The 22,999-nt window shown below is 61.3% G+C and carries 21 protein-coding genes and 1 tRNA gene; 12 read left to right on the top strand and 10 right to left on the bottom strand.

Annotated features, from left to right (window positions below):
• Positions 1–490: 490 nt before the first annotated feature.
• Genes purH through dusB form a run of 3 tightly spaced genes read right to left on the bottom strand, consistent with a single transcriptional unit; the run spans position 491 to position 3,408 of the window.
• Entirely contained in the window at positions 491–2,062 is a 1,572-nt protein-coding gene (gene purH, locus B0B52_RS18310) for a bifunctional phosphoribosylaminoimidazolecarboxamide formyltransferase/IMP cyclohydrolase (RefSeq protein WP_077595109.1), read from the bottom strand.
• A gap of 42 nt (positions 2,063–2,104) precedes the next feature.
• On the bottom strand, positions 2,105–2,341 hold the full coding sequence (locus B0B52_RS18305; protein WP_007864972.1) for a Fis family transcriptional regulator: 237 nt from the start codon (positions 2,339–2,341) through the stop codon (positions 2,105–2,107).
• On the bottom strand, positions 2,338–3,408 hold the full coding sequence (gene dusB / locus B0B52_RS18300; protein ID WP_077595114.1) for a tRNA dihydrouridine synthase DusB: 1,071 nt from the start codon (positions 3,406–3,408) through the stop codon (positions 2,338–2,340). Before dusB ends, B0B52_RS18305 begins: the two co-directional genes overlap by 4 nt.
• Positions 3,409–3,543: 135 nt before the next feature.
• Here dusB and B0B52_RS18295 point away from each other — a divergent pair, with 135 nt between their 5' ends.
• Entirely contained in the window at positions 3,544–4,026 is a 483-nt protein-coding gene (locus B0B52_RS18295) for a YqaA family protein (protein ID WP_077595108.1), read from the top strand.
• A 212-nt stretch (positions 4,027–4,238) separates the two neighbouring features.
• Here the strand turns inward: B0B52_RS18295 and B0B52_RS18290 are convergent, their stop codons facing one another.
• Both B0B52_RS18290 and ychF read right to left on the bottom strand, forming a co-directional pair.
• Positions 4,239–4,988: an rRNA pseudouridine synthase gene (locus tag B0B52_RS18290; protein ID WP_077595107.1), complete on the bottom strand. Its 750-nt coding sequence runs from the start codon at positions 4,986–4,988 to the stop codon at positions 4,239–4,241.
• A gap of 117 nt (positions 4,989–5,105) precedes the next feature.
• A complete protein-coding gene (gene ychF / locus B0B52_RS18285; protein WP_077595106.1) occupies positions 5,106–6,197 on the bottom strand; it encodes a redox-regulated ATPase YchF in 1,092 nt (363 codons plus the stop codon).
• A gap of 31 nt (positions 6,198–6,228) precedes the next feature.
• On the opposite strand from ychF, the gene B0B52_RS18280 reads away from it, so the two are divergent.
• Complete coding sequence (locus tag B0B52_RS18280) at positions 6,229–8,019, top strand: diguanylate cyclase domain-containing protein (RefSeq protein WP_168173589.1); 1,791 nt, start codon at positions 6,229–6,231, stop codon at positions 8,017–8,019.
• Between the two features lie 8 nt (positions 8,020–8,027).
• Here B0B52_RS18280 and B0B52_RS18275 read toward each other — a convergent pair whose 3' ends face one another.
• The gene (locus tag B0B52_RS18275) at positions 8,028–8,936 is read right to left on the bottom strand and encodes an MOSC domain-containing protein (RefSeq protein WP_077595104.1); all 909 of its coding nucleotides are present in this window, start codon (positions 8,934–8,936) and stop codon (positions 8,028–8,030) included.
• Between the two features lie 75 nt (positions 8,937–9,011).
• Between B0B52_RS18275 and B0B52_RS18270 the strand changes: the two genes are divergently transcribed.
• The 3 genes from B0B52_RS18270 (at position 9,012) to B0B52_RS18260 (ending at position 12,924) form a co-directional block, all read left to right on the top strand.
• Positions 9,012–10,148 carry an FAD-dependent monooxygenase gene (locus tag B0B52_RS18270; RefSeq protein WP_077595103.1) on the top strand — a complete coding sequence of 379 codons (1,137 nt, stop codon included), beginning with the start codon at positions 9,012–9,014 and terminating at the stop codon, positions 10,146–10,148.
• Between the two features lie 84 nt (positions 10,149–10,232).
• Positions 10,233–10,949, top strand: a complete 717-nt coding sequence (locus B0B52_RS18265) for a DsbC family protein (protein WP_077595102.1) — start codon at positions 10,233–10,235, stop codon at positions 10,947–10,949.
• 154 nt (positions 10,950–11,103) lie between these two features.
• The gene (locus B0B52_RS18260) at positions 11,104–12,924 is read left to right on the top strand and encodes a M61 family metallopeptidase (RefSeq protein WP_077595101.1); all 1,821 of its coding nucleotides are present in this window, start codon (positions 11,104–11,106) and stop codon (positions 12,922–12,924) included.
• Between the two features lie 55 nt (positions 12,925–12,979).
• Here B0B52_RS18260 and B0B52_RS18255 read toward each other — a convergent pair whose 3' ends face one another.
• From B0B52_RS18255 to B0B52_RS18240, 4 genes are all read right to left on the bottom strand, one after another.
• Positions 12,980–13,492 carry a hypothetical protein gene (locus B0B52_RS18255; protein WP_077595100.1) on the bottom strand — a complete coding sequence of 171 codons (513 nt, stop codon included), beginning with the start codon at positions 13,490–13,492 and terminating at the stop codon, positions 12,980–12,982.
• Positions 13,493–13,598: 106 nt separating this feature from the next.
• Positions 13,599–14,891, bottom strand: a complete 1,293-nt coding sequence (paaK, locus tag B0B52_RS18250) for a phenylacetate--CoA ligase PaaK (protein WP_077595099.1) — start codon at positions 14,889–14,891, stop codon at positions 13,599–13,601.
• The gene (paaI, locus tag B0B52_RS18245; RefSeq protein ID WP_077595098.1) at positions 14,888–15,334 is read right to left on the bottom strand and encodes a hydroxyphenylacetyl-CoA thioesterase PaaI; all 447 of its coding nucleotides are present in this window, start codon (positions 15,332–15,334) and stop codon (positions 14,888–14,890) included. Before paaI ends, paaK begins: the two co-directional genes overlap by 4 nt.
• Before the next feature lie 168 nt (positions 15,335–15,502).
• The gene (locus B0B52_RS18240) at positions 15,503–16,318 is read right to left on the bottom strand and encodes an enoyl-CoA hydratase-related protein (protein WP_077595097.1); all 816 of its coding nucleotides are present in this window, start codon (positions 16,316–16,318) and stop codon (positions 15,503–15,505) included.
• A gap of 138 nt (positions 16,319–16,456) precedes the next feature.
• Here B0B52_RS18240 and B0B52_RS18235 point away from each other — a divergent pair, with 138 nt between their 5' ends.
• The 7 genes from B0B52_RS18235 (at position 16,457) to B0B52_RS18205 (ending at position 22,939) form a co-directional block, all read left to right on the top strand.
• On the top strand, positions 16,457–17,233 hold the full coding sequence (locus B0B52_RS18235; protein WP_077595096.1) for an enoyl-CoA hydratase: 777 nt from the start codon (positions 16,457–16,459) through the stop codon (positions 17,231–17,233).
• A gap of 179 nt (positions 17,234–17,412) precedes the next feature.
• Positions 17,413–17,489 (top strand) — tRNA-Met (locus B0B52_RS18230).
• A 69-nt stretch (positions 17,490–17,558) separates the two neighbouring features.
• Positions 17,559–18,029 carry a hypothetical protein gene (locus B0B52_RS18225; protein WP_254425763.1) on the top strand — a complete coding sequence of 157 codons (471 nt, stop codon included), beginning with the start codon at positions 17,559–17,561 and terminating at the stop codon, positions 18,027–18,029.
• A gap of 77 nt (positions 18,030–18,106) precedes the next feature.
• A complete protein-coding gene (miaB, locus tag B0B52_RS18220; protein WP_077595095.1) occupies positions 18,107–19,450 on the top strand; it encodes a tRNA (N6-isopentenyl adenosine(37)-C2)-methylthiotransferase MiaB in 1,344 nt (447 codons plus the stop codon).
• A 36-nt stretch (positions 19,451–19,486) separates the two neighbouring features.
• A complete protein-coding gene (locus B0B52_RS18215; RefSeq protein WP_077595094.1) occupies positions 19,487–20,908 on the top strand; it encodes an ATP-binding protein in 1,422 nt (473 codons plus the stop codon).
• Positions 20,892–21,524: a hypothetical protein gene (locus B0B52_RS18210; protein ID WP_077595093.1), complete on the top strand. Its 633-nt coding sequence runs from the start codon at positions 20,892–20,894 to the stop codon at positions 21,522–21,524. The genes B0B52_RS18215 and B0B52_RS18210 overlap by 17 nt, the downstream gene beginning before the upstream one ends.
• Positions 21,521–22,939 carry a sigma 54-interacting transcriptional regulator gene (locus B0B52_RS18205; RefSeq protein ID WP_077595092.1) on the top strand — a complete coding sequence of 473 codons (1,419 nt, stop codon included), beginning with the start codon at positions 21,521–21,523 and terminating at the stop codon, positions 22,937–22,939. The genes B0B52_RS18210 and B0B52_RS18205 overlap by 4 nt, the downstream gene beginning before the upstream one ends.
• Positions 22,940–22,999 lie beyond the last annotated feature (60 nt).

The raw sequence follows: 22,999 nt of genomic DNA, 5'->3' as shown, positions 1-22,999 counted from the left end.
TCATTTGGGCGCGTGCGCTACAACCACGTGCAAACATGACAGTCTCGTGAGTCCGACCTGACGCGCTTCGCGCGTCAGGTCTCCCCGTATCCGTATCCGATTCCGCTCCCGCTTTCATCCCCCACCCTTCTGTATGCGCCGAGGAGCGCAGGCAAAAGCGGATCAGGGCTCGCGATTGTCTGAGCCGAAGGCGAGTTCGAGCGAGACCCCGCTTTTGCCGAGCACCGCAGGTTGCCCGTAGCGAAGCGGAGGGACGCAGACAGTAGGGTCGCCTTTTCTTTGGTGACTTTCTTTTGGCGAAGCAAAAGAAAGTTACTCGCCTGCCGGGGCGACTCCCGGCTTGCTGGAAGATCCACAGTCGCACAAGCTTGCACAGACTTCGACAAGCTCAGCCCGAACGATGTGAAGATCCAGATTGCTATCAATTGAATAGCTAATTGCGCCCGTGCAATAAGGGCAAAATGCACATTTCACTTAAGAAAAGTCGGATTCAGTGCCGAAAATGCCGCACACCGCTCAAAACCATCACCACCCCACGCTCATCAGCCGCAGCAATGACCTCCTCATCCCGCATGCTCCCGCCGGGCTGAATCACACAAGTCGCGCCCACGTCGACCACCACATCAAGGCCATCGCGGAACGGGAAAAAAGCGTCACTGGCCACCGCCGAACCGGCGAGTTCCAGGCCGGCATTCGCTGCCTTGATGGAGGCAATACGCGCCGAATCGATGCGGCTCATCTGGCCAGCGCCCACACCCAGCGTCATGCCCCCGCCGCAGAACACGATGGCGTTGGACTTGACGTATTTGGCAACCTTCCAGGCAAACAGCAGATCCTGCAGCTGCGCAGGCGTCGGCTGCAGCTTGCTGACCACTTTCAGGTCGGCCAGCGCCAGCTCGTGGTTGTCGGCGGTCTGCATCAGCAGGCCGGAACCGACACGTTTGACGTCCATCAGGTTGCGGCCCTGCTTCCACGCCGTGTCGCCGCCCGGCGGCAAGTCAATTTGTAGAATGCGCACATTGACCTTGCTCTTGAAAACTTCCAGCGCCGCTGGCGTGAAGGCCGGCGCCATCAGCACCTCGACGAACTGTTTGGAGATCTGCTGCGCTGCCGCCTCGTCGAGGGTGCAGTTCAGGGCAATGATGCCGCCGAAGGCCGAGGTCGGGTCGGTCTTGAAAGCCTTGCTGTAGGCCTCGAGCGCATCCTTGCCGACGGCCACGCCGCAGGGGTTGGCGTGTTTGACAATCACGCACGCTGATTCGGTAAAACTCTTGACGCACTCCCAAGCCGCGTCGGCGTCGGCTATGTTGTTGTACGACAGCTCCTTGCCCTGCAGCTGTTTGGCCGTCACAAGCGAACCCGGCGCAGGATACAGATCGCGGTACAGCGCGGCCTGCTGGTGCGAGTTTTCACCGTAACGCAGATCCTGCACCTTGACAAAGCGTCCGTTGGACTGCCCCGGAAACAGGCTATGCGTGCCGTCGGGCTGGATGCCCGAGAGGTAATCGCTGATGGCGCCGTCGTACTGGCTGATGCGGTTGAAAGCCGCTACGGACAGGGCAAATTTGGTGGCATCCGTGAGTTTGCCGGCAGCCTTGAGTTCTTCCAGCACACCGGCGTACTGTGACGCATCGGTCAGCACCCCAACATCCTTCCAATTCTTGGCGGCCGACCGCACCATGGCCGGGCCACCAATGTCGATGTTTTCAATCGCGTCTTCCAGCGTGCAGCCGGCCTTGGCCACCGTGGCTTCAAAGGGGTAGAGATTGACGACCAGCAGGTCAATCGTGTCGATGCCATGGGTCTTGAGGGCCGCCATGTGTTCGGGCACATCGCGCCGTGCCAGCAAGCCGCCGTGCACCATCGGGTGCAGGGTTTTGACACGGCCATCGAGCATTTCCGGAAAACCCGTCAGTTCGGCAACTTCGGTCACCGGCAGCTTTTCATCGGCCAGCAGTTTGGCGGTGCCGCCGGTGGAAATCAGCTTGATGCCCAGCGCATGCAGCGCACGAGCAAAGTCAACAATGCCGGTTTTGTCGGAGACGGAAATCAGGGCGTTCATGCTTGTCTTTGTTTCTCGGGGGGGTGGAATGCGGCTGCCGGATCACTTGATCAGTTTGTGTTCAACGAGTTTTTTGCGCAGGGTGTTGCGGTTCAGGCCCAGCCATTCGGCGGCCCGGGACTGGTTTTGCTCGGCATGCTGCATGACGACTTCCAGCAGCGGTTTTTCCACCACCTTGACCATCATGTCGTACATGCCGTCCGGCTCGGTGCCGCGCAAGTCCTTGAAATAACCCTCCAGGCTGGTGCGCACGCACTCTTCTATGTGTTTCTTGCTCATGCGAGCTCCCCCTCCTTCTTGTTCTGTCTGTCATTGTCGCCGGCCGCCGCCTGCACCATGCCCGCAATCGCTGCAGGCATGCGGTCCATGCGCGCGCCAAGCTCGTCAAAAAAATCTGCCACCGCCTGCCATTGCGCTTCGCAGTCTTCCAGCAGGTTCATGCGTCCGCGAAAGGCTTCTCCACCTGGCAAAGGCCTGACGTACCAGCCAATGTGTTTGCGCGCCGTACGCACGCCGCTAAAGGCGCCGTACAGCTCATAGTGGTCCAGCAAGTGATCGAGCAGCAAACGCTTGACCTCAGCCACCAGCGGCGGCGCAAGATGCGTGCCGGTCGCCAGGAAATGCGCCATTTCGCGAAAGATCCAGGGCCGGCCCTGAGCCGCGCGGCCCACCATCACCGCATCAGCGCAGGTGTAAGCCAGCACATCGCGGGCCTTTTCCGGTGTGTTGATGTCGCCATTGGCAACCACCGGAACAGATACCGCGGCCTTGACCGCAGCAATCGTGTCGTATTCGGCCTGCCCCTTGTAACCCTGCTCACGCGTGCGGCCGTGCACGGTCAGCATCTGCACGCCGGCGGACTCGAATGCGCGCGCCAGCACGACGGCATTTTTATGCGAGTCGGCCCAGCCAGTACGCATTTTCAGGGTCACAGGAACATTGCGCGGCACGCAGGCGGCCACCACGGCCTCGGCGATGGTAAGCGCCAGCGGCTCATCCTGCATCAGGGCCGAGCCAGCCCATTTGTTGCAGACTTTCTTAGCCGGGCAACCCATGTTGATGTCAATGATCTGCGCACCGCGGTCGATGTTGTAAGCGGCAGCCTCAGCCATCATCTGCGCGTCGGTGCCGGCAATCTGCACCGCAATCGGCGCCACTTCGCCCTCGTGGTTGGCGCGGCGCGAAGTTTTCAACGTCTCCCACAGGTCCCGCCGCGAAGTCACCATTTCGCTGACCGCGTAACCGGCGCCACCGGCCTTGCACAGGCGCCGGAATGGCCGGTCGGTGACGCCGGCCATCGGCGCGGCAAACAAATTGTTTGCCAAAACGTAAGGGCCGATGTTCATGGGAGTCAGGAAGTGAATGCTCAAAAAGGAGGCACGATTGTAACTGCCCAAAATTTCAGCAATCGAAATTTGAAGCCGCAGTTGTAAGCGCTTGCCCTACCTCCGTCTATGGACCATTCCCTATACTCGACTTCAATGGAAGCTTGGCTACGACACCTGATTGAAGCGCTGGCTTTGCCGGAATATGGCTTGAGCACGGTATTCGTGGTTTCCTTTATTTCCGCCACCCTGCTGCCCCTGGGTTCCGAGCCGGTTGTGTTCGGCCTTGTCAAACTCAGCCCCCACATGTTCTGGCCCGCGGTGCTGGTGGCGACTGCCGGCAACACGCTGGGCGGCATGCTGGACTGGTGGCTGGGTTATGGCGCACACAAGGTGGTGGACAAATACTCGCACTCATCCCACCACGGGCGCGCCATACGCTGGCTGGAAAAACTCGGCCCGAAAGCCTGCCTGCTGGCCTGGTTGCCCGCGGTGGGCGACCCGCTGTGCGCGGTGGCCGGCTGGCTCAAATTTCCGTTCTGGCCCTGTGTGGTTTACATGGCCATCGGCAAGTTTGCGCGCTACTTCCTGATGACGGGCGCACTGGTCTGGGCTTTTCCGGGCGGGTTCAGGTTTTAGCCCCCACGGTTGCTCACTGCGTGTAGCGCCCGAGGCCTTGCAGGCCGCAGCTCGCTAGAAGCTTCGCCTCTGTCGCCTGTCCAAAGCTGCTCAAGCAGCTTTGGAGCCGCAGGCTCCAGCCCCTCGGGGGCCGCTGCGCCTGCGGACTGGCAAAGCCAAATCCGCAGCCCCTGCTTGTATGGGAAGGCCTGTGCCACCCGGCGACGACCGCGCTAAAACCGCTCGTGGGGCTGCAGATAGCGCCACTGCCCGACGGGCAGGCTGCTCATGGGTACACGCCCGACGCGGATGCGCTTCATGGCCTGCACGTTCAGGTTCACGCTTTCGCACATGAAGGCGATCTGGCCTGGGCGCTCGCCCTTGAGCGCAAAACGCAGGCGGGTTTCGTTTTGCCAGCTGACCTTGGCCGGCGGCAACAGCACCCCGTTGAAGGTAAAACCGTGGTCGATGCGGTTAAGGCGCTGCAGACCGCCAGGGGCGATGGTGCCGGTCACATCCACGATGACTTCGTGCTCCATGACCGAAGCGTCCTCGCTGAGCTTGCGCGCCACCCGCCAGTCCTGGGTAAACACCACCAAACCGCTTGCAGGTGTGGCAAGTGGGGTTGCCAAAGTCAATGCACTGAAATGCTTTTTCAAAACGCGGATACCCGAGCGGTCATCCTTCGCCTGGTTGGCTGCCACCAGCAACTGCAGCGCCGGACTCGCTGCTCGGCCGGCACCCGCATCCAGGCCGGCCTCAAAACTTGCGGGCTTGTTCAACAGCAGCGTCACCGGAGTCAGTTCCAGCAAGCTCGCGTCGGGGTCGAGTTCGACTTTCTGGTCCAGCACGCGGTGCTGGGGTTCTTCAACCACCACGCCGTCAACCCGCACCCAGCCACCCTCGATGTATTGCTCGGCTTCTCGGCGCGAACAATTGAGCATGTGGGCCAGGTGTTTGGCGAGGCGGACGGGTTCTGTCATGGACAAGGGCCTCGTGGATGATGCGGCAATACGCTACTGAATTTATAGCTACTCGCGCCCGTCAATCAAGGGCAAAAGGCATAAATCGCTTTTAAAAAGGCAGCGTCACCGCCGAAATCAGCTACTGAACAGGAAATTCATCACGTCGCCATCCTTGACGACGTATTCCTTGCCTTCGCTGCGCATCTTGCCCGCGTCCTTGGCGCCCTGTTCACCCTTGTAGGTGATGAAGTCATCAAAGGCAATGGTCTGCGCGCGGATGTAGCCTTTTTCGAAATCGGTATGGATCACACCCGCGGCCTGGGGACCGGTATCGCCCACATGAATGGTCCAGGCGCGCACTTCCTTCACGCCGGCGGTGAAATAGGTCTGCAGGCCCAGCAGCTTGAAGGCGGCGCGGATCAGCCGGTTCAGGCCGGGTTCTTCCTGGCCGATTTCGGCCAGGAACATGGTCTTGTCCTCATCGCTCATGTCGGCCATCTCGGCTTCCATCTTGGCGCAGATGGCGACCACAGGCGCATTCTGGCTGGCCGCATAGGCACGCAGTTTGTCGAGGAAGGGGTTGTTCTCGAAACCGTCTTCAGCGACATTGCCGACAAACATGGCGGGCTTGGCGGTGATCAGGAAAAACTGCTGCAGCAAAGGCTGCTCTTCCTTGCTGAATTCCAGCGTCCGCACCGGCTTGGCCTGGTTAAGCGCCGCCTGGCATTTTTCCAGGATGGCCACCAGCTTGATGGATTCCTTGTCGCCCGAACGCGCGGTTTTGGTCACCCGATGCAGGGCTTTTTCCACCGCTGTCAGGTCGGCCAGGCACAGCTCGGTCTGGATCACCTCAATATCAGAGATCGGGTCCACCTTGCCAGCAACGTGAATGACGTTGTCGTCCTCAAAACAGCGCACCACATTGACGATGGCGTCGGTCTCGCGGATGTGGGCCAGGAATTTATTGCCCAAGCCCTCGCCGGTACTGGCACCAGCCACCAGGCCGGCAATGTCGACAAATTCGACGATAGCGGGCACGATACGTTCAGGATGAATGATTTCAGCAAGCTGGCCCAGCCTCGCGTCGGGCAACTCCACAATGCCGACATTGGGTTCGATGGTGCAAAACGGGTAGTTCTCCGCTGCAATGCCCGCCTTGGTCAAGGCATTAAAAAGGGTGGATTTACCCACGTTGGGTAAACCTACAATACCGCACTTCAGACTCATGAGAAACCTTCGAAAACAGGCTGAGAAGTGTATGCGATACGCGCTTGGCCTTCTGGCGGCCATGCTGCTCGTGCTTTTATCCGGGTTGCTGGGACCGGCGGCTTTTGCCCAAAACGTCGTGGTTTTGAATGACGACAACCCCGTGATGGACCTTCAGGCCAGCGGTCTGGCGTGGATCGACAAGGACGCTCAAACCACCATCCTGCAGCTGGCGTCGGGCGCAGACCCTGCCCTCCTCATGAGCCCTGCGCAGGCCCGCGCAGTCTATCCATTGGAGCCGGGGGTTGCGCTTTGGCAACATTACCGCTTCAGGAAATCGACTGATTCACAGCAGGAATGGACGCTGCAATTTCCCTCGCCTCTGCTTGACCTGGTGACCGTGTTTCAGAAAACCCGGAAAAACGGCTGGGTCTCCCAGACAGCGGGCGACACGGTCGCCGTTTCCAGCTGGCCGGAGCCCGGCCGGTATGCACAATTCCAGCTGGCCCTGCCAGACGACAATGTTCACGACGTGTACGTTCACATACAACACGCAACGCGCCTCAATATTCCTGTCAATGTCATTGCCAGCAAGGTGCGCAGCCATCGCCTGCAGGTTCAAGCTCTGGTGGTAGGGGCAGTTCTGGGCGCGCTGGTTTTACTGATTGCGGGCGGCGCGGCACAGAGCTGGGTCTACAGGGACCCGACCTACGGCTGGTATGCCCTGTATGTATCGGTCATGGCACTCACGATTGCGGCATGGACAGGCGTCGCCGCTCACATGATGTGGAGCAGCTCAGGCGCGTGGGCTGACCTGGCGCCGGGTTGCCTGAGTATTCTGGTTGGCGGTATAGCGCCAATGGTTGTGCACCACCTGTGCGGCGCCGATTCGCGACAGAAAGGGCTGGCGCCCCTGGCGTACTGGCTGGCTGGGGCGAGCCTGCCGCTGGCGGTCGCCTATGCTTTCCTGGAGCGTGAACCCGGCGTAGTCCTCGCGGGCACTTATGTCATGACGGTCCTGGTGCTGGGCATGCGCCGGGCCATCATTGTCTGGCGGCGCAGGGACATGGTGGGATTCTGGGTGCTTGCGGCCTTCACGCCATTGGCGTTGGTCGCCTTGCTGATTCTTGCGGGCACCGCAGGTCTGCCGGGAGTATCGTGGCTGCCCCAATACGGTCTTCTGGCCGGCCTGATCATCCAGATACCCTTTTTGCTGGTGGCATTGAACCTGCGTTCACGCGAAAGGCACAACGTCGAGGCGCGGGAAGAGGTCATGGCCAGCCATGACGCGCTCACAGGACTGCTGACTCTGACCTTGTTCAACGACAGGCTGGAACAGGCGGTGGCCCGCTTTACGAGGCACAAGGAACCGGCAGCCGTGGTCTATGCGGAACTGGTCAACTACGACTACGTCAAGCGCACCTACGGCATCGCCGTGGCCGAGCAGAGCCTGCTGCGCAGCGTGATCAAGTTGCGCCGTATCCTGCGCGACGTCGACACCGTCGGGCGGGTGGATGAAGCAAGGTTCGGGATGATCCTGGAGGGCGTGGCATCGCGCGAACCGGTCAATGAGATGGCTGCGCGGTTGATCGCCGCCGGCTTGATGCCTCTGAAGGGGCTCAAGCCGGAAATCGTTCTGCAGTTTCACGTCGTCGCCGTGCTTCTCAACGAAAAACCGATGGAGGGGCCTGCTCTCGCCACATCCCTGGCTGAGCTGCTTGACGGCATGGCGACGCGCACACGCCGGCCCATCCGTTTTCTGGAGCCCGAAGTGACCCGTCCCATGCCACTGGACGGAGAGACCATGGACGACAGCAACCGCGAAAGTTATCCGGCGCGCTGACTCGCAGATTATTCGAAGCAGTAGTTGGCCGCGACGCGCTGCCCCACTTTGAGCAGATGATCGTTGCCCTGCAACACAATGGCATTCATGCCAAAGCTCACGGCGCCCTTGAGCCGTGAATCCGGTCGGTAAGTCTGCAACATGTCGCCCACCTCAGGACTGCTCAAGGCCGTGGCGGGATCGATGTTCGGAATCGGGCAACGCGAACAGGGCTTAACGGGTTTCAGCTGCGCCACGCCTTGTTCCGTCGTGACCTCCAGCACTTCCAGACGGTCTTCGTCATGCGGTGACATGTCAGCGGAACCGGGTCTGTCACCCAGCACGATGTTGGGACGAAAACGCTGCATGGCAACGCCAGCATGGCCTGCAGCCTGCAATTTGCCGTTCAGATGGGCCAGCGAGGCCTCACTGATCACCAGGATCGGGTAGCCGTCGCTGAACTGGTTGAGCGCTTCCACCCCTTGCGTCCACTGCAGGCTGGACGCGCGTTTTTCCTCCGGATCAAACCGCACCAGCCGCGCAGGCCGCCCCAGAAAATCGGTGAACCATTGCGCCGCAACAGGCCCCATGTCGTAAGCCTTCACCTCGTCGTTCCAGACCTTCACACGCACCGGCTCCTGCACCTGGTCAAGCGCGATATGCAGCGCCAGCATGCCCGGAGCGCGCAACACCATGTCGTGGTACTTGAGCTGGGGCTGGATCAAAGCCATGCGCGGCAACTCACGCTGGGTCAGGAAAACGCCATGCTCGTCAACCACCATCCAGGCCCGGTCGAATTCAAGTCCGGTTTCGGTCAATACAACTTCATTCAGCTGCACGCCGGCACAGGACTTCACGGGATAAACCCACAAACCGGTAATGACCGCTTCGATGTCCGGCGCCGGCACGGCGGAGTTTTGTTCGGATGATTTACTCACGTGGCAAGTCCTTCACATTCTTCGGTTCAAGTAACAGCTTCACCGCCAATTTTGCACTGCCTTCTAAAATGAGCCATGTCCAAGCCTTTTGATGTGTGCATCCGCGGTGGCGGGGTGGTCGGCCGTACCCTGGCCCTGTTGCTGGCGCGCGAACGCCTGCGCGTGGCCCTGGTTGCCCGGCCGGTCGCGCCCGGCAACCCGACCGACTCCGGCGCCTCGCAAGACGTGCGGGCCTACGCCCTGAACAACGCCTCTCGGCAACAGCTGACATCGCTCAGGGCCTGGCCGGACGCGCCTTCGGCCACACCCGTGGTGGCCATGCAGGTCTGGGGCGACGACGGCGGCCGGCTTGATTTTTCGGCGCCACCAGGCAATGCAGAGTCAGCCCTGGCCTGGATCGTCGATGTGCCCGCGCTGGAGCAACAGCTGGCCGAGGCCGTGCGTTACCAGCCACAGATTGAAACCGTGGAAGCGCCTGTGCAGGCGGCACTCACCGTGATCTGCGAAGGACAAAAAAGCACCAGCCGCAACGAGTTCGGCGCCCAGTGGACAGTCAAGCCCTACCCCCAAAAAGCGATCGCGGCCCGCCTACTGAGCAGCCTGGGGCACCAGGGCATCGCCCGGCAATGGTTTCACGATGGGGAAATCCTGGCACTTCTGCCAATAGGGGGCGCGGAAGGGAACTCTCTGGCCCTGGTGTGGTCTGTCTCTGTAGAACGCGCTGGTGCATTGGAAAAATTGACTCCGGAAAACTTTGCAGCCGCGGTGCAAACGGTTTGTGGCGCTGAAGCAGGTCGCCTGGAACTGGCCAGCGGGCGCTCAAGCTGGCCACTGGCCCTGTCGCGCGCCGAGCGCTGGGTGGGACCCGGCTGGGCGCTGGCCGGGGATGCAGCCCATGCGGTGCACCCATTGGCCGGGCAAGGACTGAACCTGGGGCTGGCCGATGCAGCGAGACTGGCGGCCGTGATCCACGGCCGTGAGTACTGGCGAGGTTTGGGCGATGAAAAGCTGCTGCGGCGTTATGAACGCTCGAGAAAAGCGGACGTGGCAGCCATGGCGGCAGTGACCGATGGCCTTCACGGCCTGTTTGCGCAGGAAGATGCACGCTGGCAAGCCTTACGCAATTGGGGCATGAAAGGTTTTGCACGCAGCGGGATGTTCAAGGAGTGGGTGGTGCGGCAAGCCATGGGGTCTGCATCGATGCATTCCTGAAGTCAATCTCAGGTCAACCAGCCTGCGATGGACAGTGCACACGAACCGTGAGAAATGTATTTGTCAGGTTATAGATTGGGAAAAATGAAACTGCTTAAAACAATTCTGGCCGGCGCCCTGTTGTCGCTCGGCCTGGCCGCCGTTGCGCAGGAAGCAACCATCCGGAAAAACCTGACCGAACGCCTTCCCAATCTGCCCAAAATCGACGAGGTCAGCAAAACACCGATGGCTGGTGTCTATGAGTTGCGCGTGAATGGCAGCGAAATTTTTTATACGGATGCGGAAGGCAACTACCTGATCCAGGGCAGCCTGATTGACACCAAGGCAAGACGAAATCTCACCGAGGAGCGGGTAGACAAACTCAGCGCGGTGGCGTTTGATGCGCTGCCTCTCAAGGACGCTTTCACCATCGTGCGTGGCAATGGCAAACGAAAAATGGCTGTGTTTGAAGACCCGAACTGCGGTTACTGCAAGCGTTTTGAACGTGACATGCAAAAGGTCACTGACGTCACCGTGTACATGTTTTTGTATCCCATCCTTAGCGCGGACTCTGCCGAGAAATCAAAAAATATCTGGTGCGCCAAGGACAAGGCCAAGGTGTGGCAAGACCTGATGGTGCACGATCAGCCGGTGGCCAGCGCCACATGCGATGCCAGTGCGCTGGGGCGCAACATTGAGTTCGGCAAAAAATACCGCATCACCGGTACCCCGACCTTGATTTTTGCCGACGGCTCGCGGGTTCCAGGCGCCATTGGCGCCCAGCAGGTCGAAAAGTACCTGGCTGAAGCCAAACCCCAGTAGTTTCACTCAGAGTTTCAAGAAAAATAGGATGCAAGCCCTTTAAATTCGGGTGCCATAAGCTATTATTTTCATAGCAAAACACATTCTTGGCGCGTGGCCAGACAGGCCGCCCCTTCGGAGCGATGCGGCTTTCCGATGCGGTATTCTTTAAGCCATGCCCAAACCCCCCGTCAAGACCCGTACCCCGGCTGCCGCCATCCACTACCGCGTGGAAGTCGCCAACCTCCATGCCCACCTGTTCCGCGTCACGCTAACCGTTGCAAAACCCCTTTCACTGCAACGCGTGGCCCTGCCGGTTTGGATTCCGGGCAGCTACCTGGTACGTGAGTTTTCCAAAAACCTGCAGGGGTTGAAGGCCCGGCAGGGAACGCGAGCCCTGCCTGCCGGCCAGGTCAGCCAGCTGGATAAATGCAGTTGGCAAATCCGTTGCAACGCGGACCGCCCTTTGGTGCTGACCTACGAGGTCTATGCCAACGACAACTCGGTACGCACCGCCTCGCTGGACGCAACGCGCGGCTTTTTCAATGGCAGCTCCCTATGCCTGCAGGTCGAAGGCCAGGAGCGCGCCCCGCACCTGCTTGAACTGGTCACGCCGGCTGGCGTTTCCGGCTGGGCCGCAGCCACAGGTTTGAGCCCGCTCAAGGTGAACAAGCAGGGTTTCGGCACTTATCTTGCCGCCGACTACGACGAGCTGGTGGATTGTCCGGTCGAAATGGGGGCTTTCTGGAGCGGCTCGTTCGTGGCCTGCGGCGTGCCGCACCGCTTTGTGGTGGCTGGAGCCACGTCGGGCTTTGACGGAGAACGGCTTCTGGCCGACACCCGCAAGATCTGCGAGGCACAAATCCGCTTCTGGCACGGCAGCAAAAAGCCGCCGCACAAAAATTACCTGTTCATGCTCAATGCGGTCGACGACGGTTATGGCGGCCTTGAACATCGCAATTCGACCGCCCTGATCTGTAAACGGCAGGACCTTCCGCGTGTGGGCAGCAGCAAACTTCCTGAGGGCTACACCACGCTGCGCGGACTCATCAGCCACGAATACTTTCACACGTGGAACGTCAAACGGCTGCGGCCTGCAGAATTTTCCCGCTACGCCTATGACAGCGAGAACTACACGGAACTTCTGTGGTTTTTTGAAGGCTTCACCAGCTACTACGACGACCTGATTCTGCGCAGGGCCGGCCTGCTGGATGACGCCTCTTACCTGAAGCTGCTCAACAAAACCATCAACCAGGTCATGCAAACGCCGGGTCGGCTGGTGCAATCCGTGGCGCAAGCCAGTTTTGACGCCTGGGTCAAGTATTACCGACAGGACGAAAACACGCCCAATGCCACCGTCAGCTACTACACAAAAGGCGCGCTGGTAGCCCTGTGCCTTGACTTGAGCCTGCGTGCTGAAAGCAAAGCGGCAGTTCCGGTGACGCTGGACGATGTCATGCGCCGTCTCTGGGTGCGCTGCCGGGGCGGCATGATGACTGAAGCTGACTTTGCTGAGGTGCTGCAGGAACTCAGCGGCCGCTCTTACGCGCCGGAAATCGCCAGCTGGGTGCACGGCACGAGCGAGCTCCCGCTGCGCGACCTGCTGCAGCGCCACGGCGTAGGCGTACTCGATGAGCCCTCGCAGCTGGCGCAGACCCTGGGTCTGCGCGTGCAGGACGGTGCGGGAGGCGTACAAATCAAGACCGTGCTGCGCAACGGTGCCGCCGAAAACGCGGGGTTTGCCGCGGGTGACGAGTGGCTGGCTGTCGAGCCGGTCATTCCAGGCAAGAGTAAAACACCGGTCGATGCCTGGCGACTGGCCAAGCTAGAAGATGTGACGCTGTATGCCGGGCCGCATAAAAAGGTGGTTGCCATCGTCGCGCGCGACAAGCGCCTGCTGCGGCTGGAACTGTCCCTGCCACCTACCGAGAACACATGGCGCCTGGTCTCGCGTGATTCGACCCTGGTTTCACGTTGGCTCGCACCTGCTGCCTGAGCACAGCAGTCAACGAAGGCCGACACCTCCCCGCGGCAAGACTGTGAAAGCCGCCTCAGGCCTGTGGCGTATGCAACTCAACCTGCGCAATGAAACGTTCAGCCGCAGCTGCGCCCTTGATGTCACGGACCACGTCCCGGGCCCGTTTGATGGCACTGACAAAACTCGCCAGGTCGTTGGCCGCCTCGATCTTCAGGCACAGAACGTCCGACGTCGGTCCCAGTATTTGCTCCAACAGATGGGAAGAAAACCGCTTCGCCTCCGGAAGCGACGCTGCAATCAGCGGCGCTGGAGCCGTGGGGGCCATGTCGGCAGCAGAAGCCGTCGGAACTGCGCTAGCGGCGGGCGCACCGCCGATCACTTCGATCAGGCCCTCCTGTTGCAGCTGTAACAACTGTTGCTCGCAATCACCAACCACCGTGGCCAGCCCAGCCAAGTCGGCATAGCTGCGTTTCCCGTCCACCATGATCAGCAGGGAACGCAACTTGGGGGGCAAACCCGAATGCCGGTCCGCGATTGCCTCCGTACCTTTCGGTGTCTTGTGATAAATCACATGCTTATCAGTCATGAGACTCCCGCTAACTTGTTGTCGAGCCAGTCTAAAACTAAAGCAGCTCAACGTCGAGAGGGTTCTTACCCGGGAAAATCCTGTAGCTTTAGATCCGGGCAATCGCTCAGTGCCGCTTGTCCAGCACCCGACGGGCTTTGCCCATGCTGCGCTCCACCCCGTTTTCGGGCCGCAGCACAATCTCTGCGGTGGTGCCTACATAGGCCTTGATCTCGTGCTGCAACAGGCGCGCTGCGGCCTGCGCTTCGGCGCTTTCAGGCGCCAGGCCTGGACGGGTTTCAACCACCACGCTCAGGCAGTCCATCGCGCCTTCGCGTGTCAGGATGCATTGGTAGTGCGGTGCAAGTTCGCTGCGCTTGAGGATCAGCTCCTCGATCTGCGTGGGAAAGACATTGACTCCGCGAACAATCATCATGTCGTCGCTGCGGCCGGTTATTTTTTCCATGCGCCGCATGCTGCGCGCCGTGCCTGGCAGAAGGCGCGTGAGGTCACGTGTCCGGTACCGGATGATGGGCAAGGCTTCCTTGCTCAGACTGGTAAAGACCAGCTCGCCGATTTCCCCGTCAGGAAGCAACTCGCCGCTGACAGGGTCGATAACTTCCGGATAAAAGTGGTCTTCCCAGATGGTGGGGCCATCCTTGGTTTCCACACACTCGCTGGCCACGCCCGGGCCGACGACCTCGCTCAAACCATAGATGTCCACCGCATCAATACCCATGCGTTTTTCGATCGCATGGCGCATGTCGTTGGTCCAGGGCTCGGCGCCGAAGATGCCGGTACGCAGACTGGACCCGGCGGCTGACAATCCCTGTTTTTCAAACTCGTCGGCAATCGCCAGCATGTAGCTGGGCGTCACCATGATGATGTCGGGCTTGAAGTCGGTGATCAGTTGCACCTGGCGCTCGGTCTGCCCGCCGCCAAAAGGCACCACGGTCAGGCCCAGTTTCTCGGCACCGTAATGGGCGCCGAGCCCGCCCGTGAACAGGCCATAGCCATAGCTGATATGCACCAGATCACCCGGACGCGCACCGGCAGCACGTATGCTGCGCGCGACGCAGCCCGACCACATGTCCACATCGTTCTTGGTGTAGGCCACCACGGTCGGCTTGCCGGTGGTACCGCTAGAGGCATGAATGCGCACGCATTGCTCGCGCGGCACAGCCAGCATGCCAAAGGGGTAGCTGTCACGCAAATCGTGCTTGGTGGTGAAGGGAAACTTCGCCAGGTCGGCCAGCGACCTGCAGTCGCCGGGGTGCACGCCGGCCGCATCGAACTTGGCCTTGTACACCGGCGAATGGAGATAAGCATGCTGCAGCGTGGACTGCAGGCGTTTCAGCTGCAGGGAACGCAGTTCGTCGAGGCTGGCTTTTTCTATGGGTTCGAGCGGAAAACTTTTCATGGGGCCTCCGCGTCGGGGGCAGGAATTACGTTGCCCGGAATCTGCGCGCTCTTGCCACGGAACATTGCCACCACCTCGCCGCGCTGGTTGCTGACCTTCATGTCGTAGATGCCGTGCCGGCCCTGCAGGGTCTGCTCCACGCCTTCGCAGGTCAGCACATCGCCGAGCTGACCCGGTTTGAGGAACTCGATACTGCAGCCCGCCGCCACCGCGACCTTGTTATGGCTGTTGCAGGCAAAGGCGAAAGTTGAATCGGCCAGAGTGAAAATCAATCCGCCATGGCAGATCTTGTGGCCATTGAGCATGGGCTCGCGGACCGCCATGCGCATCACGGCGCGGCCGGGTTCGCAGGACAACAGCTCCATCTGCATGAAATCACGCGAGGCACTGTCGGTGGCAAACATGGATTCGCCGACGTGGCGTGCGAGTGTTTGGGCATCCATCATTCGCCGCCGGGCCGCCCCAAGGCAGATGACGCCCCCTCGGGGCTGGTGACTGCGGCTCCAAACCTGCCTGGGCAGGTTTGGACAGGCATCAGAAGCGAAGCCTCTGGCGAGCGGCGGCCTGCAAGGTGCAGTGAGTACATGAAATGACGAACGTGGGGGCTCATACTAGTCGCCCCTGAACGCCGCCGGGCGCTTCTCGAGAAAGGCCATCACGCCCTCAATGTAATCATGGGTCTGTCCAAGCGCCGACTGGGTGTCGCGCTCCTTGTCCAGCTGCGCATCCAGGTCGCGGCTGGCGCCCTCGTTAAGCAGGTGCCGCGTTTCAACCAGGGCGCGCGTTGGCATTTGCGCAAGGCGTGCAGCAAGCTTCATGGCCTTGTCCACGCAGTCTTCACCCTCGGCGGCCACGTCCCAGATCATTCCCCACTCTTTCGCATCCTTTGCGCTCAGCTTGTCGCCCAGCATGGCCAGCCCCAGCGCGCGCGCCAGGCCCAGCCGCTTGACCAGGAACCACGAACCACCCGCGTCGGGCACCAGGCCGATCTTGCTGAAGGCCTGGATGAAGCTGGCGCCAGGCGCAGCAATCGCCAGGTCGCAGGTCATGGCCAGTGAGGCACCGGCACCGGCTGCCACGCCGTTGACTGCGGCAATCGTCGGCACGCGCAGCTTCTGCAGGCGCCGCACTGTGGGGTTGAAGGCCTGGTCGATGATCGGCCCCGGATCGGCGCGTTTGACGAGGTCAGGGCCGGGTGCAAAGTCGAATTCGGCCAGGTCAGCGCCTGCGCAAAACCCGCGACCGGCGCCCGTAATGACCAGTGCGCGCAAAGAGGTGTCTGCTTCAATTCGGTCCAGCGCGTCCCAAAGCTGCTGGTGCATCTGGCGGGTAAAACTGTTCAGCGCCTGGGGCCGGTTCAGCGTCACAAGCGCCACGGCGCTGTGGACTGAAAACAGAACGGTGGATTCGGAAGGCGCATCGGTCATAAATGTCTCCTGTTCCGGAATTTAGCATTAACCGACCCATCGGTCGGTTAATGTTTTCCCTTGTCTGCAAATGGCTTCCCGCCAATGGGAGCCAGCAGGATCGTGGCATGATTCAGCGACCCCAAAGGACCTTTGACCATGACCTATGAACTGATTCTGACCAAAACCGAAGGCCGCGTCGGCATCGTGACGCTGAACCGGCCCAAGCAGCTCAATGCGCTGAATGACCAGCTGATGGATGAATTGGGCAACGCGCTCAAGACTTTCGATGCGGACGAGAACATCGGCTGCATGATCCTCACCGGCAGTGAAAAAGCCTTTGCGGCCGGCGCCGACATTGGCGCCATGGCGAGCTACAGCTTTGCCGACGTCTACAAGGGCGACTACATCACGCGCAACTGGGAACAGATCCGCAGCATCCGCAAACCGGTGATTGCAGCGGTCAGCGGCTTTGCGCTTGGCGGCGGGTGCGAACTGGCGATGATGTGCGACTTCATCATCGCCGCGGACAACGCAAAATTCGGCCAGCCCGAAATCAAGCTGGGCGTCATTCCCGGCGCCGGCGGCACACAACGCCTGCCGCGTGCCGTAGGCAAGGCCAAAGCCATGGACCTGGTGCTGACCGGCCGCATGATGGATGCGGTGGAGGCCGAACGCAGCGGACTGGCCAGCCGTGTCGTCCCGCTGGACAAACTGATGGATGAAGCGCTGGGTGCGGCGCTGCAGATTTGCGACTACGGGCAAATTGCCGTGATGGCCGCCAAGGAGGCGGTCAATCGCGCCTACGAGGGCACGCTGGCCGATGGCATCATGTTCGAGCGGCGCCTGTTCCATGCGGCCTTCGCCACCGAGGACCAGAAAGAAGGCATGGACGCGTTTGTCAACAAGCGCAAGCCAGTCTTTACTAATAAGTGAGCCCCCACGGTCGCTCACTGCGTGTAGCTCCCTGCCCCCCCCGAGGGGGCGCTGCGCCTGCGGCCCGGCAAAGCCGGTTCCGCGGCCCCTGCTTGAATTGAAGAGCCTCCGTGGCTGCTCGGTGCGTGTGGCGGCTTCCGTCAAGGGCCATTCAGGTTTGGCTATAATATTGGTCGCGCGGTGATATAGCTCAGTTGGTTAGAGCGCAGCATTCATAATGCTGATGTCGGTGGTTCAAGTCCACCTATCACCACCACGGTTTCCCGGAGCCCCAGAGGTGTGATCCTCTGGGGCTTTGTTACTTCACAGCCTCTGGACATACACCATGAAACGCTGCCTGCTTTCTTCTTCCACCGCCCTCCCTGCAACCATGCTGGCGCTTGTGCTGGCCGTCGGTAACCTGCTGGCGAACCCGGTGATGGCGCAAACCGACGAGGTTGCCGGCGTGCGCAACTTCCCCAAAAGCGCTATACGCGGCGTGATGGTGGTCAAGGCCCCTCCCGACATCAGCCTGAACGGCAAGGCCGACCGCCTCTCGCCCGGCGCGCGCATACGCAATATCAACAACAACTACGTTCTCTCGGGCACCCTGCTCGGTCAGGAACTGCTGGTCAACTACACGCGCGACAGCGCCGGCCTCGTCTACGAGGTGTGGATCCTCAACCCCGAGGAAGCGAAAGAAAAACGCGACGTTCCCACGACGCGTAATTTCAATTTCAGTTTCGAGTCGGACGCAGCCTCGTCGAAAGACGACGGGAAGACGCCCTACAACCAGTTGCCGCGCTACAAGCAGTAAATCTGCTTTTTTCAAGCTAAATCGGCCTTCCGCCCTTGTTTCACGGGCGCCAGCAGCTCCTAATTCGGTAGCAAATCATGAGCAAAAAAGTTTTTATCAAAACCTTCGGGTGCCAGATGAACGAGTACGACTCGGACAAGATGTCCGACGTGCTGCATGCGGCCGAGGGGTATGAGTCCACCAGCAATGTGGATGAAGCCGACCTGATCCTGTTCAACACCTGCTCGGTGCGCGAAAAGGCGCAGGAAAAGGTCTTCAGCGACCTCGGCCGCGTCAAGCACCTGAAGAAAAAAGGCGTGCTGATCGGCGTCGGCGGCTGCGTTGCCAGCCAGGAGGGCGACGCCATCATCGAGCGTGCGCCTTATGTCGACGTCGTGTTTGGCCCTCAAACCCTGCACCGCCTGCCCGATCTGCTGGCCAAACGCCTGAGCCTGGGCAAATCGCAGGTGGACATCAGCTTTCCCGAGATCGAAAAATTCGATCACCTGCCACCGGCCCGCGTCGAGGGCGCCAGCGCCTTCGTCAGCATCATGGAAGGCTGCTCCAAATATTGCAGCTACTGTGTGGTGCCCTACACCCGCGGCGAAGAAGTTTCGCGCCCGTTTGAAGACGTGCTGGTCGAGGTCGCCGGTCTGGCCGACCAGGGCGTGCGCGAAGTGACCCTGCTGGGGCAGAACGTCAACGCCTACCGCGGACCGATGGGCGGCACCGCTGACATCGCCGACTTCGCCACCCTGCTCGAATATGTCTCCGACATTCCGGGCATAGAACGCATCCGCTACGTCACCAGCCATCCCAACGAATTCACGCAGCGCCTGATCGACGCCTACGGCAAGCTGCCCAAGCTGGTGAACCACCTGCACCTGCCCGTGCAACACGGCTCGGACCGCATTCTGATGGCGATGAAACGCGGCTACACGGCGATGGAATACAAAAGCACCGTCCGCAAGCTGCGCGCGATCCGCCCCGACCTGGCCATGAGCAGCGACTTCATCGTGGGCTTCCCCGGTGAAACGGAGGACGACTTCAGCAAGATGATGAAACTGATCGACGACGTCGGCTACGACACGTCTTTCAGCTTTATTTTCAGTCCGCGCCCTGGTACGCCGGCAGCCAATCTGGCCGACGACACGCCGCATGCTGTCAAGCTGCAACGGCTGCAGACGCTGCAGGCCGCGCTTGACGACAGCGTACGCGCCATCAGCGCCAGCCGCCAAGGCACGGTGCAGCGCATCCTCGTCGAGGGCGCATCGCGCAAGGACCCGACGGAACTGATGGGCCGCACCGAATGCAACCGCGTCGTCAACTTCAAGGGCCAACCGCGGCTGATCGGCCAGATGATCGACGTCACCATCACTGAAGCCTCGCAACGTTCGCTGCGCGGCGACGTGTTGCGCCATGAAGAAGCTCTGACCGCTTGAGGCTACGCGCAACACCCCAGTCGGCACGGACGACCTATGCTTAAGCGCGTTTCCTTCCGGCAGCTGCTGGTCGTCGCCTTCTTGCTGATTGCCTCCCTGCTCGCTGCCTCCTCCCTGCGTGCACTGTTCACGCTGGAACAGCTGACGATGCAAAGCCGCGACGGTGCCGTACGCGCGCTGGACCTCAGCGCAGCCGCCCAGTCGCTGAACGAGCGCAGTGTGGCCATGGAGCGCACCGCGCGCCAGTCGCTGGTGCTCGCCGACCGTGTGCTGCGCCAGCGTTTTGACGAAGCTGCGACCGATGCCAAAGCCGTGCTGGCCCGCCTGGGGCCACAAGATGTTCCCCAGGTCCTGGCCAACGACTGGAGGGAACATCTCGAAACCATCACCCTGCTGCTGTCCGGTTCTCCCGACACGGCCCTCGACAGGGACAGACAGGTAGCAGACGAGTTTCGTGAACTGGACCGCATCAATGCAGCCATAGCGCAGCAGGTGCGGCAAACCATTGCCACGCAAAACCGCGACCTGCTTCACACGCTGGAAACACGCCGCCGGCAATTGGCGCAGCAAGTCATAGGTGCCATTGGGTTGTCCGTCCTGATGGCACTGGCCTTCGGCATCTGGCTCACGCGGCCCTTGAACCGCCTGGAAAAAGCCATCATCGGCCTGGGCGAAAACCGCCTGGACGAGGCCATTCGCATCAACGGGCCGGCCGACTTGCAACTTGTCGGGCAGCGGCTGGACTGGCTGCGCCTCAGGCTGGTGGAGCTGGACGCCGACAAGTCGCGTTTTCTGCGTCATGTGTCGCATGAACTCAAGACCCCGCTGGCATCGCTACGCGAGGGTGTGTCGCTGCTCGAGGACGGCGTCGCCGGCGATCTCAATGCCGATCAGCGTGAAGTCGCCAAAATCCTGCGCCACAACACCAGCTTGCTGCAGGGCCAGATTGAAGACCTTCTGCGCTTCAACGCCGCAGCATTCGAGGCACGCCAGCTGCGCCGGGAAAAAACGGATCTGCTGCAGCTGATCGAGGAACAGGTCGAAAGCCAGCGCTTGCAGTGGCGCGCCCGGGACCTGCAGATTGCCATTGAAGGCAGGGCAGTCCAGGCCGAGGTGGACCGTGACAAGCTCGGCACCGTGATTGCCAATCTGCTGTCCAACGCCATCCGGTTTTCTCCCGTGGGGGGCAAGATACGCATCCGGTTGCACCGGCTCGCCGAAGTCGTCCGTATCGATCTGGAGGACGATGGTCCGGGTATCGCCCTGGACGACCAGCCGCGCATATTCGAACCCTTTTTCCGAGGCGAGCGGCAACCGCCGCAGGCGGTGCGCGGCAGTGGCATCGGCCTGTCCATTGTCCAGGAATACATTGCTGCACACGGAGGCCGTGTGCAATTGCTGCCGGCCGGACCTGGTGCACACTTCAGGATAGAACTTCCCCATGCTTTCAAGATTTAAGGCCTCTGGCCTCTTCCTTTTTTGCCGCGCCGCGCCGTGGGCTCTGGCCATCAGCCTGAGTGCGGGCTGCGCCGCGCCCGCGTCGTCTCCCAACAAGCAGGGCAAAGCGGCAAACCCGACACCGTCAGCATCACCAGCATCTACCCAGCCTGCGTCTGTCGACAGGGACAGCGAAGCGGTGGCAACCGTCTTGGCTTATGCGGATCGGGTGCGCACCCTGCAAGGTGCCGAACTGACGCAGGAAATCGCCCGTCTGGCCGACCCCTCAGTGCCCGCCGACCAGATGCGGCTGGCCGTCGCACTGAGCCAGACCCGGCAGCTCTACGACCTGGTCCGCGCGCAGGAGTTGCTGCAGCGTGTGCTGGCCAACGCCAGCGCCGAAGCCCGGCCGCTGCACCCCGTCGCACGCCTTTTGGCTGCCCGCTTTTCCGAGCAAAGGCGTGTCGAGGACCTGCTGGACCGCCAGAACCAGCAGCTGCGCGACCTGCAGCGCCGCCTTGAGCAAACCCAGGAAAAACTTGATGCGCTCAAGGAGATTGAACGCAGCCTGAACAGCCGCCCGCCCGCCGCACCGGCAGCGCCCCCCGCAAGCCGTCCGCGGCCACCCGGATCGTGAGCACCACCGGCGCCCATCTGCTCGTCGTCGACGACGACGCCGACATGCTGCGCCTGCTGACCATGCGGCTGACAGCCGCAGGCTACCGCGTAAGCGCCGTGAGTTCGGCCGAGGCAGCCTTGACGCAGCTCGACATCGAGCGTCCGCAACTGGTTCTCAGCGACGTGCGCCTGCCCGGCAAGGACGGCCTGGCGCTGTTTGACGAGATCCGCAGCCAGCACCCCTCGCTGCCCGTCATCCTGCTGACCGCCCACGGCACGATTCCTGACGCGGTGGAGGCCACCGAGCGCGGGGTGTTCACCTACCTGACCAAACCCTTTGATGGCAAAGGGCTGCTCGACAAGATTGCACAGGCGCTGGCCTTGAGCGCACCCGCGCCATTGGTACCCGCGGGGCAGGCCCCGGCCTGGCAAAGCGGCTTCATCAGCCGCTCCAGCCGGATGGCCGAGACCCTGGCCGAGGCACGCATGGTGGCCCAGTCGGACGCCAGCGTGATGCTGCGCGGCGAAAGCGGCACCGGCAAGGAATTGCTCGCCCAGGCCATTCACCAGGCCAGTCCGCGCGCGGCCTACCCGTTTATTGCCGTGAACTGCGGTGCCATTCCCGAAGCCCTGCTTGAGTCGGAACTTTTCGGCCACGTCAAAGGCGCATTCACCGATGCGTCAGCCAACCACAAGGGGCTGTTCCAGGCTGCCGAAGGCGGCACCCTGCTGCTTGATGAAATTGGTGACATGCCGCTGGCCCTGCAAGTCAAATTGCTGCGCGTGCTGCAGGAGCGGGTCGTCCGTCCGCTGGGCTCCAGCCAGTCCATTCCGGTCAACGTCCGCATTCTGTCGGCCACGCACCGCGACCTGGACGCGGCGATGGCCGAAGGCCAGTTCCGCAACGACCTGTATTACCGGCTCAACGTCGTCACGCTGACCTTGCCCCCCCTGTCTGATCGGCGCGAAGACATTGCGCTGCTGGCCAACCACTTCCTGGTCAAGCTGGCAGACAAATACGGCAAACGCCTGAGCGGTTTTGCACCGGAGGCGCTCAAGGCCCTGAGCACCGCGGCCTGGCCGGGCAATGTGCGGCAGCTCTACAACGTGGTCGAGCAGGTCTGCGCGCTGGCAAGCACACCGCTGATCCCGCTGACCTTGATCCAGCGCGCTCTGCGCTCCCCGAGCGTGCAGGTACTCACTTTGGCGGAAGCACGCCAGCGCTTCGAACGCGAATACCTGGTCGGCCTGCTCAAGCTGACCGATGGCAACGTCGCCGATGCAGCCCGGCTGGCGGATCGCAACCGTACCGAGTTTTACCGCCTGATGCAAAAACACAGCCTCACGCCCGGCCACTTCAAGGCTGATGCGTCGCTGCCGCCAGAGTCTGTCGCCGGAGAGCGACACGGCCAAGTCCCTGATTCCAAATACTAATTTCGTCGGCCAGGGTCTGGCTGTCGCCGACAGGCGACAAAAACACGGGTAAACCCGCTG

Source organism: Polaromonas sp. A23, from assembly GCF_002001015.1.
Classification (GTDB): Bacteria; Pseudomonadota; Gammaproteobacteria; order Burkholderiales; family Burkholderiaceae_C; genus Polaromonas.
The sequence above is the reverse complement of the archived record's forward strand: the minus strand, read 5'-3'. Positions and strand labels throughout refer to the sequence as shown.